Raw genomic sequence first — 13,472 nt, 5'->3', positions numbered from 1 at the left:
TATGTGTTCCGTACGATATGTCGGATGAGAAGCGCGCCCCCGGAGAACCGGGGACGCTACCATTTGGTCAGGCCCCTGCCCGGATCACAGATCCAGTGTCTGACCTTCGACCATTTCGGGCGTCACATAGCCAAGCGACCCCGACATCATGTAATCCAGATGGATCTTGAAGACGCGCGCGGCGTCCTTGTCGCGGTTGGCGTATTTGTACCAGATGGGAACGGCGACCTCGGTCATGATCTCGACATCGGTCTGGCTGAGGCGCGTCACCTCGGTGCCGTCGTCCTCGAACTTCTGCCAGGACTCCTGATCGGCCTTCTGGATCGCGGCATGGTGCATGTCGGAATAGGTATGCACTTCCATTTCGACGAATTGCTTCATCTGATCGCTCAGAGCGTTCCAGCTGTCCATGCCGACGGTCAGATCCATGATGTCGACCGGCTGATAGACCGACATGAAGCCCGGCGGGCCCATCGAGATGTAATCGGTCACTTGGCTGAAACCGAGCGCATAGTTGACCGCTGGGCCAACGTAATCGGCCACGTCGATCGTGCCTTTCTCCAGCGCCGGGAAAATCTCCGAACCGGGCAGCAGCGTTGTCTTGGCGCCAAGCGCCGAGAACAGTTCCGCCACCATGCCGCCGGGCGCGCGCATCTTGCGGCCCGCGAAATCGTCGACCGAACGGATCGGCACCTTGGAGTGAATGATATTGGGACCGTGATGGATCGGCCCGACGAAATACATGTTCTGGCGCGCATACAGCTCGCGCGCAATCTCAAGACCGCCAAGGCCGTAGTAGAACGTGTCGAACTCATGCGGATTGCGCAGCCCCATCGGATAGCTGGTCAGGAACATGGCGGCGGGGATGATGCCCTGCGCATAGATCGTGAAGGGGTTCACCGCGTCCAGAACGCCGTTCTTGACCGCATCGAAAAGCTGGAAATCCCCCACCACGTCATTGGCGCCGAAAGGCTCGAATGCCAGTTCCCCGCCGGTCTTCTCGACGATCGACCCGGCCCAGTCCTTGAAGATTTGCAAGCCGATACCGCCTGGCCACGATGTCTGGACCTTCCAGGTGGTTGTCTGACCCTGCGCGGTCGCGATTGCCGGGGCGCCAAGCGTCGCCGCCCCCGCTGTCGCCAGCCCGCCCAGTGCGGCACGGCGTGAAATTGGTTTTTTTGTCATATTATCCTCCCTATGGCCGCGTGCCCCTCCGACACGCATGGCGCTTTCAGTCGATGACTGTGCGCCTGATACTAAAAGACCTCACGAATTGGTAAAGTGTTTTTTCCAATTCCAACACTGGCCTTGGGAGGCAGACGAGTACGGATCGCGGAAAGCCCATGTTTTACAGAGACTTCAGACAGAAGCCCCCTCGCAGATTGGAAAAGACATCTGCCACATGCCGGCAAAGGCGTAAGCCCGGACAACACCGAGACAAAATCGATTCGCGAAAGCGAGATCCCCGGAGCGGTTCAGATACTGGCGAAGTCGTCAAAAACCTGTCTTGAAATTGTGCGCGAATTCTCTGGAAATGTGGGTGTCTTGGGTTGGCTGGGCTTGTCGGGGCCCGAACCCGCCTGAATGGGGGGTGCTGTGGCCATGCCGTCTACTCCTTTGCTTGGGGCAGACCGGCCAGACAGCGCCTGACCGGCGCCCGTGAAATGCAGTTCTTGCAATCGCCCTTCCCGCAAAATGCACCGCGGGAAAAAGGCCGGGACGGCGCAATCCGCCCCTTTCGTCCACCCAGCCTGCACGACAAAGCCGAAGCGATCTACGCCCGGATTCGAAAAACTCTGTCGCTCATTTGGCAAAAATGTGTCGGAAATGTGCCGCGCCGCATTGATGCGAACACCTCAACCCCTGAAGTGCATGGGCAGCGTGAAGGTGTAATTCGGCTGGGTCAGGCCACCCGGCGCGGGGGCAAAGCGACCCGCCGACCGCACCGCCCGCAATGCCGCCTCGTCCAGTGCCGCCATCCCGGATGACCCCGCCAGCGCAGCGCCGCGCAAGCGGCCGTCACGCCCCACGGTGATGCGGACGCGCACCGTCCCCGATGCTCCCCTTGCCGCACTGGGATAGCGCTTGCCACGTTCGATCTTGTTGCGCACCTGCGCACCCCATTGTTGCAACAGGCTCTGCCGCTGGCCAGCGCTCAGGGTCGACGCGGCCGCAGGTCGCTGCGCCTCTCCGGCATTCGCGGTGCCTCCCTTGCCCTTGGCTGCTTGGGCCGCGGTCGCAGGCGCGGGCTTTTGCGATTGCGGCTTGGCCTTGCGGGGCGAGGCGGGTTTGGGCTTGGGTTTGGGTTCCGGTTTGGCCTTCGGCTTGGCCTCGGGGGCCGGTGGTTTTGGTGGCGGCGGCGCGGTGGCGCTGCGCTCGGGCAGGCTCTCGGCCTTTGGCAGCGCGAGTCCGGGCACGTTCGGTGCCTTCGCGATCATGGGGTCTGCCTGCACTGGAGACATATCCGGCGCCTGCGGTATGGGGGCGGGCATCTTGGCGCGCTCGGGCGCAGGGGTTGTCTCGGGCGGCGTGTCCCATTGCGACACCATCGCCGCCATCTGCGCATCCGATGCCTGAAGCGTGATCGCCGCCGCACCGCCCTGCCCCATCGACTCGGCGCCCTGATCGTCGCGTCCGATCGCGGCGACTGCCAGATGCGCCGCCACCGCCAGCCCGATAAACAGCGAGAATTCCAGCGTCCGTCTCATCGCGGCACCGTCACGAGCTGGATTTCAGAGAATCCCGCCTGCGCCAACCGCGGCATCAACGCCGCAAGCGCCGCACCCGGCACCGACGCATCCGCCCGCAGGACAAGGGGTGGCGGCGGCACATCCTCAGAACAGCCGCCCTTGGCGCAATACGCGGCCTTGTCGCCCTGCAATGCTGCAAATGCGGCATCCTCGCCGCGCGCGTCGCGATAGGCCAGTGCACCCGATGCCCCAAGATAGAGCGTGAATTCACCCTCCGCCGGGTCGCCCGCCTGCGCGCTGTCGGGTGGGTCGATCTCGAACGGATCGGGCGGTGCGATCTGCGCCGTCATCAGGAAGAAGATCAACAGCAGAAACACCACGTTGATCATCGGAACGATGCTTTCAGGTGGTTTGCGACGCGGTGGGTCCGGGAATTGCATGGCGTTATTCCACCAGCACGAGCCGCGTGAACCCGGCCGCCGACAGCTGCTGCATAACGTCCACGACCCTCTGCAGATCCGCCCCGTCGCGGGCGCGCAGCACGATCGGATCGTCCTTGCCCTCGACCAGCCGCGCAACCGCCTGGGGCAGATCCGCCGCGCTGACCGTTTGGCCATTCAACTGCAACCCGTCCCGCAGGATATCGATCAGACGCGGCGGCCCCTCGTAAGCGGCCGAACTGCCCTCTCCTGCCGCGTTCAACGTCAGATGCATGTCGGCGCCGAACCGCGACGCCAGCATGAAAAAGACCAGCAGCAGAAAGACCACATCGATCATCGGCGTCAGGCTGGGCTTGCGCCGCTGGCGCGGGGTGTCGAAGGCAAACATCCTATCCGGCCACCCGTGCCGCGACCGGCTCCACGGGTTCGCGCACGGGCCGCAGGAAAATACGCGTCGCGGCATCTTCCATCTCCAGCCGCAATCCGTCGACCACGCTTTCGAACCATGTCAGCGCCATCGAGGCCGGGATCGCCACCGCCATACCCGCCGCAGTTGTCAGCAACGCCTCCCAGATACCGCCGGCCAATGTGGCGGGATCCGTCTGGCTTCCGGCTTCCTGAAGCGCCTGAAAGGCCGCGATCATCCCCAGAACCGTGCCAAGAAGCCCCAGAAGCGGTGCGATCGTCGCGATCAGTTCCAGTGGCCGCAACCCGCTGCGCGCCTCGGCGATCAGGTTGCGGGCAACCCTTTCGGTTTCGGCGCGCGCGCCCGCGTCATCAAGCGAGATGTCCCTACGCGCGTCCATCGCGGCGCGGATCAGCACCGCACGACAGGTGCGCCGCCCCTGCAATTCCTGCACCGCGCTCTCTTCGAGCCCCTGCGCCCACAGTTCGACCGCGCGGCGCGCGCGGCGCCCCCCGGCCCAGGCCCCAAGCAATGCCAACCGCCAGATTTTCCAAAGGATCAGCGCCAGTGCAATCACCGAAAGTGCCGCAATGGCCCATATCGCAGGCCCGCCAAGCAGGATGAAGTCGGCAGCCTGCGCGATCTGCGCGCCAACAAGCGCGCCGTCCTCACCAAGTATGCTGTCCATCAGCCACCACCCCGTCGCCCGCTGCCCTGATTGTTCTGACATCGGCTATTTTAGCCAATTTTATCTGTCAAGAAACGAATGCCCAACCGCGCCATCATGACCCGGTCGATGGTCGCACCCGTTTGAACGCAGCATAGCAGCGATGCGACAACGGGCATCAGGGCGATACTTGATAAGGATGGTGCCCCCACACGGACTCGAACCGCGGACCTACTGATTACAAATCAGTTGCTCTACCAGCTGAGCTATAGGGGCTCCGGGCGACTGGATACGCAGATCGTCCTGGTTCTGCAAGTCAAAATACCCGCTCCCCGCAGCGTGAACCACCGGTGCGCAATCCCGGTTTAACTCGGTGCGAAAAGGCGTATATTGGCAACGTTCAATGAAAAGACCGGAACCAGTATGCAGGTTGTTCTACACGCGGGCGCGCATGTCACCGACGAAGACAGGCTGGTGAAGTGCCTGTTGGAGAACCAGGACCTTCTGGAAAGCGAAGGCACGCTTGCGCCGCCACCCAATCTCTATCGCAAGGAACTGCGCGATATCCTGAACGTGGCGCATGATGAAGGCTATGCCCCGCATCTGCGTGATCGCGCCCTTGCGGCCGTGCAGGCCGATGCGCAGACCGAGCGGCTGATCCTGTCCAACCCAGGCTTCTTCGGCACCCCCAAGATGGCGGCATCGGCCGGGGTTCTCTACTCCGCCGCCGAGATGCGCCTTGCCACCCTGAGTGAGATTTTCGGAGAAGACCGGATCGAGCTGTTCCTGGCCACCTGCAACCTCGCCACGTTCCTGCCCGCGATCTTCCGGCAGACATCGCTGAACAGTTTCGACGAGCTGATGCGCGGCACCCCGCCGCAGAATGTCCGCTGGTCCGAAATGATCCAGCGGGTGCGCACCGCATTTCCCGACATGCCGATCACAGTCTGGTGCAACGAGGATACGCCACTGATCTGGGCTGAACTCGTGCGCGAAATGGCCGGGCTGGAGACGCGCGCGCCGATCACCGGCGAATTCGCCCTGTTGTCGGAGATCATGAGCGAATCCGGCATGAAGCGGTTCAAGACCTATCTCGACTCCCATCCCGGCATGACCGAAATCCAGAAGCGCCGGGTCATCGCGGCCTTTCTCGACAAGTTCGCAGAAGAGGACGCGATCGAGGAAGAACTGGACCTGCCCGGCTGGACCGAGGCGCTGGTCGATGAACTGACCGCGCTTTACGACGAGGATTGCGACGTCATTCAGCACATCCCCGGTGTGCGTGTCATCACACCCTGAACGTGCCGCGCGTCGCGCGCCTTACATCATCCCGAGCGCTTCCTTGTACATCTCCAGAACCGCCTCTTCCTCGGCGATGTCGTCCTTGTCGCGCTTGCGCAACGAGATCACCTTGCGCATGACCTTGGTATCATAGCCGCGCGCCTTGGCCTCGGACATCACCTCTTTCTGCTGATCGGCGATATCCTTCTTCTCGGATTCCAGACGCTCGAAGCGTTCGATGAACTGGCGCAGTTCGTCGGCGGTGACGCGATAGCTCGACTGTGGATTCGACTCGTCCATAAGGCCCTCCGGTCCGTAAGAGGTTCTCTCCTAACCGCGCCGCCCTGCTGCTGCAAGACGCTTTCGCAAACCGCGCGGCAGTTGCAGTTTTGCAAGGCTTGGGATAGGCGCATGCGGATATCGGTATGATCGAAAGGACCACGCGGATGGAGATGCTGATCTGGCTGGGCGCGCTCATCTCGCTCTTGGGGCTTGGCGGGCTGGTTTGGTGCATCGTGACCGTGTGGAAGGCCCGCAAGGCCGGACTCAGCGACGAGGCGTTGCGGGCCCGTGTCCAAAAGGTTGTGCCGGTCAATTTCGGCGCGCTGCTTCTCTCGGTTTTCGGTCTCATGCTGGTGGTGGTCGGGATCGTCCTGGGCTGACGCCTGATGGCGCGGGTGTCTCAGGCGCCAGGACGGGGAAAGAACCCCTCGCCATTCTTGACCATCGCTTCGATCATAGGATGCGGTGTCCAGATCGCGGGCGCCAGCCGGGCGGCCTGTTTCATCACCTTGAGCAGCGTGAGCAGCCCCGCCATATCCGCCTGCAAGAGCGGGCCGCCGCGCGCCGCGGCAAAACCCAGCCCCCGCACCATCACCAGATCCAGATCCGACGCACGTTGAACAACCCGCCCCGCCAGAAGGCGCGCGGCCTCGTTCACCAATGCCGCATGCAATGCCCGGGCCGGGTCAAGCTCCGGCACCGCGTCGCGCCCGTTGGCCCGGCGTCCTTCGGCCCATGCCAGGACCGCGGGATCAGGCCGCTTTCCGCCCTCGGCGGGATAAAGATAGAGTCCCTTGCCAACGGCGCGCCCGCCCGCGCCCGCGGCGATCCGCGTCGACAGAAGCGACGTGCCCGCCAGGCGTTGCTGCGCGCGCAGATCGCCGATCAGATCGAGCCGCGCCAGAACCCGTTCCAGCCCGTCCTGATCGGCTGTCTCGAAAGGCCCCGCCGCAAAGCCAAGCCCGCGCGCCGCTTCGTCCAGCTCATAGGGTGACCAGCCGGCATCGGCGAGAGCCAGTGCCGCGCGCAGCAAGGCCGCCTGAAGGTCGTCGCCCGCGCTGGCGCCGCTTGCAGCCGTGCGCACCACGATACGGCCCATTTCACCCAAGAGCCGCACAAGCCCGGCAACCGCCTCGGGCACCACCCCGTCGGGCACGAGGATCTCGGCCAAACGCGCGCTTTGCACCGGGCGGTAAAGGCGCAGCCCAAGCAACCGCTCAGGCGCGGGCACCTCGAGTCTGCGCGCGCCGATTTCCCGGGCTGTGCCCAGAACCGCCCAGATCGCACGCGCGCCCAGATCGCCGCTCTCGGGGACAGCACTGTTGCCACTGTCCACCACCAGGTCGGCGCCCGCCAGCGCCTCGCGTCCCCGCGCGACCGCCAGCCGCTGCAGACAGGCCTCACGCGCCGCGCCGGTCAGGCGACCGCGCCCCGCCCAATCATCCAGAATCCGCGCAATTCGCGAGATCGTGGCATTGGCCTGTTCGGTCGATGGCGCCAGGATATCAACCAGCCGGCCAGCCTGAAGACAGGCGACCGAAAGCTCGGCCAACTCCGCACCGGCACCCAGCATCAGCACCCGCATCGGCGGCTGGACGGCACCCGCGCGCCCCGGTTCGGGCATGATCCCGGCGCGGCGCTCGGCGGTATAGAGATGCCTGCGGCAAAGCGCATCCGGCGCGACCAGCCGGTCCCGGAACAACGCCTGCTCCAGCGCCACGCCCTGCTCGAAAGGCAGAAGCTGCGCCGCTTCGATGCATTTCAGCAAATCAGATTCGGCGCCGTCCTTGCCCTTGATGCGGGCCGTAACTGCTGCGACGGCGCGCTGATAGCCCTCGGGATCGGAAAAACCGCGCCTGCGCTCGCGTGTCGGGGTCCAGGCGGCGCGATCGGCAAGGCTGCGTGCAAGCTCCCGCGCAGGTTCCAGCGGATCGCCCGGGACCAGCCGGTCACACAGTCGCGCCAGACGCGGGTCATTGGCGCGCGCGGGCTGGGCAGACATCAGGAATTCCAGCGACGCCTGCGCGCCGATCAGGCGCGGCAGGCGCTGTGTCGCGCCGCCTCCGGGTATAAGCCCGAGCGACAGTTCCGGCTGCGCCAGCCGGGTCGTGGCCTCGGCGACGCGGGCATGCGCCGCCAGCGCCAGTTCCAGCCCGCCGCCCAATGCCGCGCCATGCAGCGCGGCAACCACAGGCTTGGGGCCGGACTCGATGAGATCGCACAGGTCACCGATCCAGGGCTCGGCCAGCGGGCCATCATATTCCGAGATGTCTACACCGCTCGAAAATACGCTGCCCGCACCGCGCAGCACCAGTGCGCGCACATCCTCGTTCGCAAAGGCATCGCGCAGGGCCTGCGCCAGTTGCGCGCGCAGCCCCGGCGCAAGCGCATTGGCCACGGGACGATCCATTGTAACCACAGCGATGCCATCGCTGAGTTCAGTGTGAACTTCCGACGCCACCCCGTTCCCTGCCTGTGAATACCGAAATCATATGCCTGCAATTACTACGAAGAATCGCATCGCACGCAAGCACCGCATCTGGAATTCCGGTAACCGGTGGGATCAAACCGGCATGTTGTCGAACTGCGCCTCGATGGATTCGTTCACCAGGTCGTCGTGCAGGTCCTGAATTTCGGCGGGCACCGGTATGCCCTTCTCATTCATGGTTGCGATCAACCCGGCAAGTTGCGGCGCGAACGCGGGACGCATATCGGGACTGGCATCCCTGATCTGCTCCTTGAGTGTCAGAAGCTGGGTATTCAGTTCGGTCATGATCACCTCCTCCTCTTCCTTCATCGTCTTTTCGTCGTCCTGCTCGCTCTCGTCGCTCAAGTCACCCTTCCCATCCTGGTGGCGGGCTGGCGGGCGCTGCGGCCCGCCCTCGAACCATATCACGAGCCGGCTCAGATCGATGCGGCACAATCCCGGCAGAACGGGGTTTCAGGCAGGGTATCCAGACGCTCGGCAGAAATCTGCTCGCCACAGCGGGTGCAGGTTCCGAAACTGCCATCGCGCAGCCGTTGCAGCGCGGCGCGGATACGGACGATCTCGTCCTGCCCACTTTGGCCCAGCTGCTCCAGCACCTCATCGTTCTCGTGTTCGATGGCGGCATCGTCCCAATCCTTGGAATGGGGCTCGTCCAGCGCGCCCTCGATCTTGTGCAGCCGACTATCGAGTTCGGCCAAACGCCCCATCAGGGCGTCGCGATATACCTGTTTAGATTGCATGATGCTCCTCCGTCCGCGCGACTACCCTTTCATATGGGAACGCCCCCGGCCTTGATGCAAGTCAAGAGTCGCGCAAAGCCGACAGCGAAGTCTCGGGCGCCTGCGCCGCGTCGGGTTCCGAGTTGCGTGGCGCGGCCTCCCGGCCGCCGGCCTCCTGCGCGGAACCAAGCAGGCGCACCGCCCGCCACCCGCCCGCCTGCCCCAGCTTCACCGTGGCCACCGGATGTGCGCCCGCTGCCATCAGCCGGGTGTCGTCCAGCGCCCTGCGCGACAGGTTCAACACCGCTCCGGGCATCAGCGTGCAGACCTCCCGCAGCGGCAGCGACAAGCGTTCGATCACCGCTTCAAGAACGATCGGCGCACCCAGTGCATTCGCCTTCAGCGTGGTGCCGCCCTGCGCGGTATCCGGTTGCTTGCGCCTCGCGGGTTCATGCGGCAGCAGCAGGGTCATCACTCCGGTCTTCGCACCCTCGCCCAGATCGACGGTCAACCGGAACAGATCGAAATCCGGCGCGTCCAGCGACAGCATCAGCATCCGCAGATCCTCGACCATGTCGCCAAAGCGGAAACCGGATGGCGCGGGCTCATCAGGGCCATCCGCGGCCTCGGCCAGGAGATCATCGGCCAGGGCCAGCATGGAATCCACCAGCGGCGCCGCGATCGCCGCATCGGTCCGCGTCACGGGGCGGGGTATGGCCTCGGCCCGCTCGACGGTGCCGATGGTCTGCACTTCGATCAGGGCGGCCATGAATTGCGGATCGAAGCGAAGCGCGCCGCGCCGCGCGCCCGGCCCGTCCAGCAACAGCAACAAGCCATCCTCGCCCATTTCCCGTGCGATGCCGTCATGTGGCAGCACCATCTGCTCCAGCGTGGCCACGGTCGCCGCCAGATTGAGCACCGAATCCGCTGCGCGCGCCAGCGACAGGCGCAGCGCCCGCGATGGCGACATGGCACGCGCATCGAATACCTTGCGCGCATCCGCCGCCTTGCGATGAACGACCGAATGTCCCTCCTGCGTGCTCATCTGATCCGCCGTTGCCTGCCGTCAAAAGCGGCCCGCCACTGCGTGCCGCCCCTCAACTTACCTCCGTGAAGGTTACCAAGGGCTTTATGCGGATACCGGCGGCGTGGTGTCCGCGAAAGGCTGTGGCAGCGTCACCCTGAAGGCCGCGCCGGATTGACCGGGCAGATAGGTGATATCCCCCCCCAGCCGCGCCATGATCTCGCGGCAGATCGCCAGCCCCAGCCCCGCGCCACCCGCCTTGGTTTCCCCGATCCGCGAGAATTTCTCGAAGACCATGGATTGATGATCAGTCGGGATCCCCGATCCATTGTCGATGAAATCGATCAGCAGCCGGTCCTTCTGCCGTTTTGGCGCAATCGTCAGTACCTGGCTCGGTGAATCGCAATACTTGCGTGCGTTCGAGATCAGGTTGATGAAGACCTGCGCCAGCCGGTCCAGATCCGTGGTCAGCATCACGTCCTCGGCCTGCCGGTCGCGCTCGATGCGAAATGTCTCTGCATCGACCCCGGCGGCCGCAATGGCGCGATCCAGAAGAGGCCCCAGCCGGCCCGTCTGGCTGTTCAGCACCACCTGCCCGTTTTCCAGCACGCTCAGGTCCAGAAGATCGTCAAGAAGCCGCGTCAGACGCACGGTCTCGTCATGAATGATCGCGGCGTATTTGCTTTTCTCGGCGGTTTTCAGGCCCTGCGTGTCGCGCAGGATCTCCGAGAACGCCCGGATCGAGGTCATCGGCGTGCGCAACTCATGGCTGATCTGACTCAGGAACGCATCCTTCTGGACCGATAGCTGCGTCAGCTTCTGGTTGGCCTCGCGCAGCTGTCGGGCGGTGCGTTCCTGTTCCTCGGTCTTGGCCTCGAGGCGGCTTGAATATTCCATGATCTGGGCGGTTTCATCGGCCACCGCCATCAGGTCCTCGACCGAAACGCTGGCGCCGCCCACGATCTGCGAGATCATCGCATGCGCCGTCGCCGCGCCGACCGAACCCGAAAGCTCGCGCTCCATCTCCTGCAGGAACTCGGGGCTGGGTTCGGGAAGATATCCCGCCAGCCCCTGGCGCTGCGCTGCGGCGGCGAACAGCGCCTGTGCCTGCGGCCCGCCGATGATGCGTTGCGACATGATCAGAAGATCTTCGCTCTGGGCCAGCCCGCCTGTCCAGCCCGGCGGGCTGCCCGAATGCTCGAACACATTGACGAACTGCGCACCCTGCAGGCGTTCGACGGGGCGCGGGAAACTGATGATCGAGACGGTGATGAAAACGATGGTGTTGAGCGAGATGCTCCACATCACGGCATGAATCAGCGGGTCCATTCCTTCCGCCCCGAACAACGCCTGCGGACGCAGCCAATGCAAACCGAAAAGCCCGTGGTCGATCACGGCCTGCGGCATCACCGGGGACGGCCCGAAACTGGGCAGGAACAAGCAATAGAGCCAAACGACAAAACCCACGCCCAACCCGGCCAATGCACCCGTCCGGTTCGCTGCGCGCCAGTACAGCCCTCCCATGAGGGCCGGCAGGAACTGCGCCACACCCGCGAACGACACGAGCCCGATCGCGGCCAGGGCCGTGCCCCCGCCAGACACGTGGAAATAGAGATAGCCCAGCAGGACGATCCCCGCGATCGAGGTCCGTCGCGCCAGCAGCGCCACGTTACGAACATCGCCCGACATCACCGCCGAACCGCCGGTGATCCACAGCCAGACAGGCATCACCACATGGTTCGACACCATCGTCGACAGCGCGATCGCCGCCACGATGACCATCGACGTGGCCGACGAGAACCCGCCGATGAACGACAGGATCGCCAGCCCGTCGCGCCCGTCTTGCAAGGGCAGCGTCAGCACGAACAGGTCCGGGTTCGCGCCCTCCGGCAAGACATCCAGCCCCACTGCCGCGATCGGCAGAACGAACAGGCTCATCAACATGAGATACGCCGGAAACGCCCAGGACGCCGTGCGCAGATGCCCCTCGTCCTCGTTCTCGACCACCATAACCTGGAACATTCGCGGCAGGCACAGGAAAGCGGCCGCGGACAGCATGGTCAGCCCGACCCAGCGGCTGCCCGATACCTCCCATGCCGCGATCGGCGAGGCATCTATCCTTGCGAGCGTGTCGTTGACCCCCCCGGCAAGGCCCCAGACCACGAAGACGCCAACCGCCAGGAGAGCGAACAGCTTCACGACCGCCTCGATCGCGATGGCCATGACCACGCCGTGATGGCGCTCATTGGCATCAAGGTTACGCGTCCCGAATAGGATGGTGAACAGCGCCAGCCCAAGCGCGACCCAAAGCGCGATGGATTGCTGGTTGGGCAGATCGGTACCGCTGGGTTCATTGGCCGCGAAGGCCGCAAAGGACAGGGTGACCGATTGCAACTGCAGCGCGATATAGGGTGTTGTGCCGACCACGGCCAGCACCGTGACGAATACGGCCAGCAGGTTCGACTTGCCGTAGCGCGACGAGATCAGGTCGGCCACCGAAGTGATCCGCTGGCTGCGCCCCACCCGCACCATCTTGCGCAGGGTCCACCACCAGCCGATCATCACCAGCGTCGGGCCAAGATAGATCGTAACGAACTCAAGCCCCGAGCGCGCCGCAAAGCCGACCGCCCCGTAGAATGTCCAGGCCGTGCAATAGATCGACAGCGACAGCGTATAGACCACCGGCGAGCGCAGCCATGTGCCGCGTCCGCGCCGCGCCGCGCGGTCCGCCCCGAAGGCGATGGTGAAAAGGAAGGCCACGTAAAGGAAACAGACCAGGACCAGCAGGTTCAGTGTGGCCATTCACCACTCTCCGGTATCGGACGTGTCCTGTTTCTCTTGACGCAGGTAGCGCGAGATCACCGCCGTCAGCACGGTCAGGACAAACCAGATGGAAAAAACATAGAACATCACCCGCTTGGTCGATGTCGGCGGACCCGCCATCCCCCAAAGCAGCGGCAGCCCGAACAGCGCCGCCCCCAGGATCGGCATCAGGCGCGCCGCATCCGACATCCGGCGGCGCCGATAGGTGCGCCGTTCGAGGAAAACCGGACCACGCTCGCGGCTCATGTTGCAACCATGCTGCGCACCACCTCGAGAACGTCGGCATTCGAGAACGGCTTGGTCATGTAACGACTGACACCCGATTGCTCGGCGAGTTCACGATCCTTCACCTGCCCGCGCGCCGTCAGCATCAGCACCGGCATCGTGGCCAGTTCGCCGTCGGCACGGATTTCCTGCAGGATATCGAAACCGCTCTTGCCCGGCAGCATCACGTCGAGGATCACCAGGTCCGGGGCCCTGGCGCGCACCGCATCAATCGCATCATGTCCGTTGGAATGGGTTTTCACGTCCCATCCGTCTCGGGACAGGATAAAGCTGACGGCTTCGATGATATTGGGCTCGTCTTCGATAAGAAGAACTCGTTTCCCCATTCAATCGGCCTCCCCTCCAGTCGATTGCGGCGGTTGCCACC

The 13,472-nt window shown here is 64.2% G+C and carries 15 protein-coding genes and 1 tRNA gene; 2 read left to right on the top strand and 14 right to left on the bottom strand.

Annotation, left to right across the window (positions count from 1 at the left end; all coding sequences use genetic code 11):
• Positions 1–84 precede the first annotated feature (84 nt).
• From dctP to ROH8110_RS02825, 6 genes are all read right to left on the bottom strand, one after another.
• Positions 85–1,185 carry a TRAP transporter substrate-binding protein DctP gene (dctP, locus tag ROH8110_RS02850; protein WP_085816252.1) on the bottom strand — a complete coding sequence of 367 codons (1,101 nt, stop codon included), beginning with the start codon at positions 1,183–1,185 and terminating at the stop codon, positions 85–87.
• Positions 1,186–1,856: 671 nt separating this feature from the next.
• The gene (locus ROH8110_RS02845) at positions 1,857–2,708 is read right to left on the bottom strand and encodes an energy transducer TonB family protein (protein WP_085816251.1); all 852 of its coding nucleotides are present in this window, start codon (positions 2,706–2,708) and stop codon (positions 1,857–1,859) included.
• On the bottom strand, positions 2,705–3,130 hold the full coding sequence (locus tag ROH8110_RS02840) for an ExbD/TolR family protein (protein ID WP_085816250.1): 426 nt from the start codon (positions 3,128–3,130) through the stop codon (positions 2,705–2,707). Before ROH8110_RS02840 ends, ROH8110_RS02845 begins: the two co-directional genes overlap by 4 nt.
• Positions 3,131–3,134: 4 nt before the next feature.
• Complete coding sequence (locus ROH8110_RS02835; protein ID WP_085816249.1) at positions 3,135–3,518, bottom strand: ExbD/TolR family protein; 384 nt, start codon at positions 3,516–3,518, stop codon at positions 3,135–3,137.
• A gap of 1 nt (position 3,519) precedes the next feature.
• Complete coding sequence (locus ROH8110_RS02830; protein WP_085816248.1) at positions 3,520–4,266, bottom strand: MotA/TolQ/ExbB proton channel family protein; 747 nt, start codon at positions 4,264–4,266, stop codon at positions 3,520–3,522.
• A 137-nt stretch (positions 4,267–4,403) separates the two neighbouring features.
• A tRNA-Thr gene (locus ROH8110_RS02825) sits at positions 4,404–4,479 on the bottom strand.
• A gap of 147 nt (positions 4,480–4,626) precedes the next feature.
• Between ROH8110_RS02825 and ROH8110_RS02820 the strand changes: the two genes are divergently transcribed.
• The gene (locus ROH8110_RS02820) at positions 4,627–5,502 is read left to right on the top strand and encodes a hypothetical protein (protein WP_085816247.1); all 876 of its coding nucleotides are present in this window, start codon (positions 4,627–4,629) and stop codon (positions 5,500–5,502) included.
• A gap of 21 nt (positions 5,503–5,523) precedes the next feature.
• On the opposite strand, the gene ROH8110_RS02815 is transcribed toward ROH8110_RS02820, so the two are convergent.
• Positions 5,524–5,784: a DUF2312 domain-containing protein gene (locus ROH8110_RS02815; protein WP_085816246.1), complete on the bottom strand. Its 261-nt coding sequence runs from the start codon at positions 5,782–5,784 to the stop codon at positions 5,524–5,526.
• A gap of 146 nt (positions 5,785–5,930) precedes the next feature.
• Here ROH8110_RS02815 and ROH8110_RS02810 point away from each other — a divergent pair, with 146 nt between their 5' ends.
• A complete protein-coding gene (locus tag ROH8110_RS02810; protein WP_085816963.1) occupies positions 5,931–6,146 on the top strand; it encodes a hypothetical protein in 216 nt (71 codons plus the stop codon).
• 20 nt (positions 6,147–6,166) lie between these two features.
• Here ROH8110_RS02810 and ROH8110_RS02805 read toward each other — a convergent pair whose 3' ends face one another.
• From ROH8110_RS02805 to ROH8110_RS02775, 7 genes are all read right to left on the bottom strand, one after another.
• Positions 6,167–8,227, bottom strand: a complete 2,061-nt coding sequence (locus tag ROH8110_RS02805; protein ID WP_254903669.1) for an enoyl-CoA hydratase-related protein — start codon at positions 8,225–8,227, stop codon at positions 6,167–6,169.
• Between the two features lie 102 nt (positions 8,228–8,329).
• Positions 8,330–8,599 (bottom strand): hypothetical protein, encoded by a 270-nt coding sequence (locus tag ROH8110_RS02800; RefSeq protein ID WP_245962762.1) that lies wholly within the window; start codon positions 8,597–8,599, stop codon positions 8,330–8,332.
• A gap of 71 nt (positions 8,600–8,670) precedes the next feature.
• Positions 8,671–8,994 (bottom strand): TraR/DksA family transcriptional regulator, encoded by a 324-nt coding sequence (locus ROH8110_RS02795; protein ID WP_085816244.1) that lies wholly within the window; start codon positions 8,992–8,994, stop codon positions 8,671–8,673.
• A gap of 61 nt (positions 8,995–9,055) precedes the next feature.
• Positions 9,056–10,018, bottom strand: a complete 963-nt coding sequence (locus ROH8110_RS02790) for a flagellar motor switch protein FliM (protein ID WP_085816243.1) — start codon at positions 10,016–10,018, stop codon at positions 9,056–9,058.
• 84 nt (positions 10,019–10,102) lie between these two features.
• Positions 10,103–12,799, bottom strand: coding sequence for a sensor histidine kinase (locus tag ROH8110_RS02785; RefSeq protein ID WP_085816242.1), 2,697 nt, complete (start codon positions 12,797–12,799; stop codon positions 10,103–10,105).
• Complete coding sequence (locus ROH8110_RS02780; RefSeq protein WP_085816241.1) at positions 12,800–13,066, bottom strand: hypothetical protein; 267 nt, start codon at positions 13,064–13,066, stop codon at positions 12,800–12,802. It lies immediately after the preceding gene.
• Entirely contained in the window at positions 13,063–13,431 is a 369-nt protein-coding gene (locus ROH8110_RS02775) for a response regulator transcription factor (RefSeq protein ID WP_085816240.1), read from the bottom strand. Before ROH8110_RS02775 ends, ROH8110_RS02780 begins: the two co-directional genes overlap by 4 nt.
• Positions 13,432–13,472: the final 41 nt, after the last annotated feature.

This window comes from Roseovarius halotolerans, from assembly GCF_900172255.1.
Taxonomy (GTDB): domain Bacteria; phylum Pseudomonadota; class Alphaproteobacteria; order Rhodobacterales; family Rhodobacteraceae; genus Roseovarius; species Roseovarius halotolerans.
This window is presented reverse-complemented; position numbering and strand designations above follow the sequence as displayed.

Bases quoted from the DNA above. Each gene is read 5' to 3' on its own strand.
- ROH8110_RS02790 (WP_085816243.1), bottom strand. From the start codon at position 10,018: ATGAGCACGCAGGAGGGACATTCGGTCGTTCATCGCAAGGCGGCGGAT.
- ROH8110_RS02830 (WP_085816248.1), bottom strand. From the start codon at position 4,266: ATGTCAGAACAATCAGGGCAGCGGGCGACGGGGTGGTGGCTGATGGAC.
- ROH8110_RS02785 (WP_085816242.1), bottom strand. From the start codon at position 12,799: ATGGCCACACTGAACCTGCTGGTCCTGGTCTGTTTCCTTTACGTGGCC.
- ROH8110_RS02820 (WP_085816247.1), top strand. From the start codon at position 4,627: ATGCAGGTTGTTCTACACGCGGGCGCGCATGTCACCGACGAAGACAGG.
- ROH8110_RS02780 (WP_085816241.1), bottom strand. From the start codon at position 13,066: ATGAGCCGCGAGCGTGGTCCGGTTTTCCTCGAACGGCGCACCTATCGG.
- ROH8110_RS02815 (WP_085816246.1), bottom strand. From the start codon at position 5,784: ATGGACGAGTCGAATCCACAGTCGAGCTATCGCGTCACCGCCGACGAA.
- dctP (WP_085816252.1), bottom strand. From the start codon at position 1,185: ATGACAAAAAAACCAATTTCACGCCGTGCCGCACTGGGCGGGCTGGCG.
- ROH8110_RS02810 (WP_085816963.1), top strand. From the start codon at position 5,931: ATGGAGATGCTGATCTGGCTGGGCGCGCTCATCTCGCTCTTGGGGCTT.
- ROH8110_RS02840 (WP_085816250.1), bottom strand. From the start codon at position 3,130: ATGCAATTCCCGGACCCACCGCGTCGCAAACCACCTGAAAGCATCGTT.
- ROH8110_RS02845 (WP_085816251.1), bottom strand. From the start codon at position 2,708: ATGAGACGGACGCTGGAATTCTCGCTGTTTATCGGGCTGGCGGTGGCG.
- ROH8110_RS02775 (WP_085816240.1), bottom strand. From the start codon at position 13,431: ATGGGGAAACGAGTTCTTCTTATCGAAGACGAGCCCAATATCATCGAA.
- ROH8110_RS02835 (WP_085816249.1), bottom strand. From the start codon at position 3,518: ATGTTTGCCTTCGACACCCCGCGCCAGCGGCGCAAGCCCAGCCTGACG.
- ROH8110_RS02795 (WP_085816244.1), bottom strand. From the start codon at position 8,994: ATGCAATCTAAACAGGTATATCGCGACGCCCTGATGGGGCGTTTGGCC.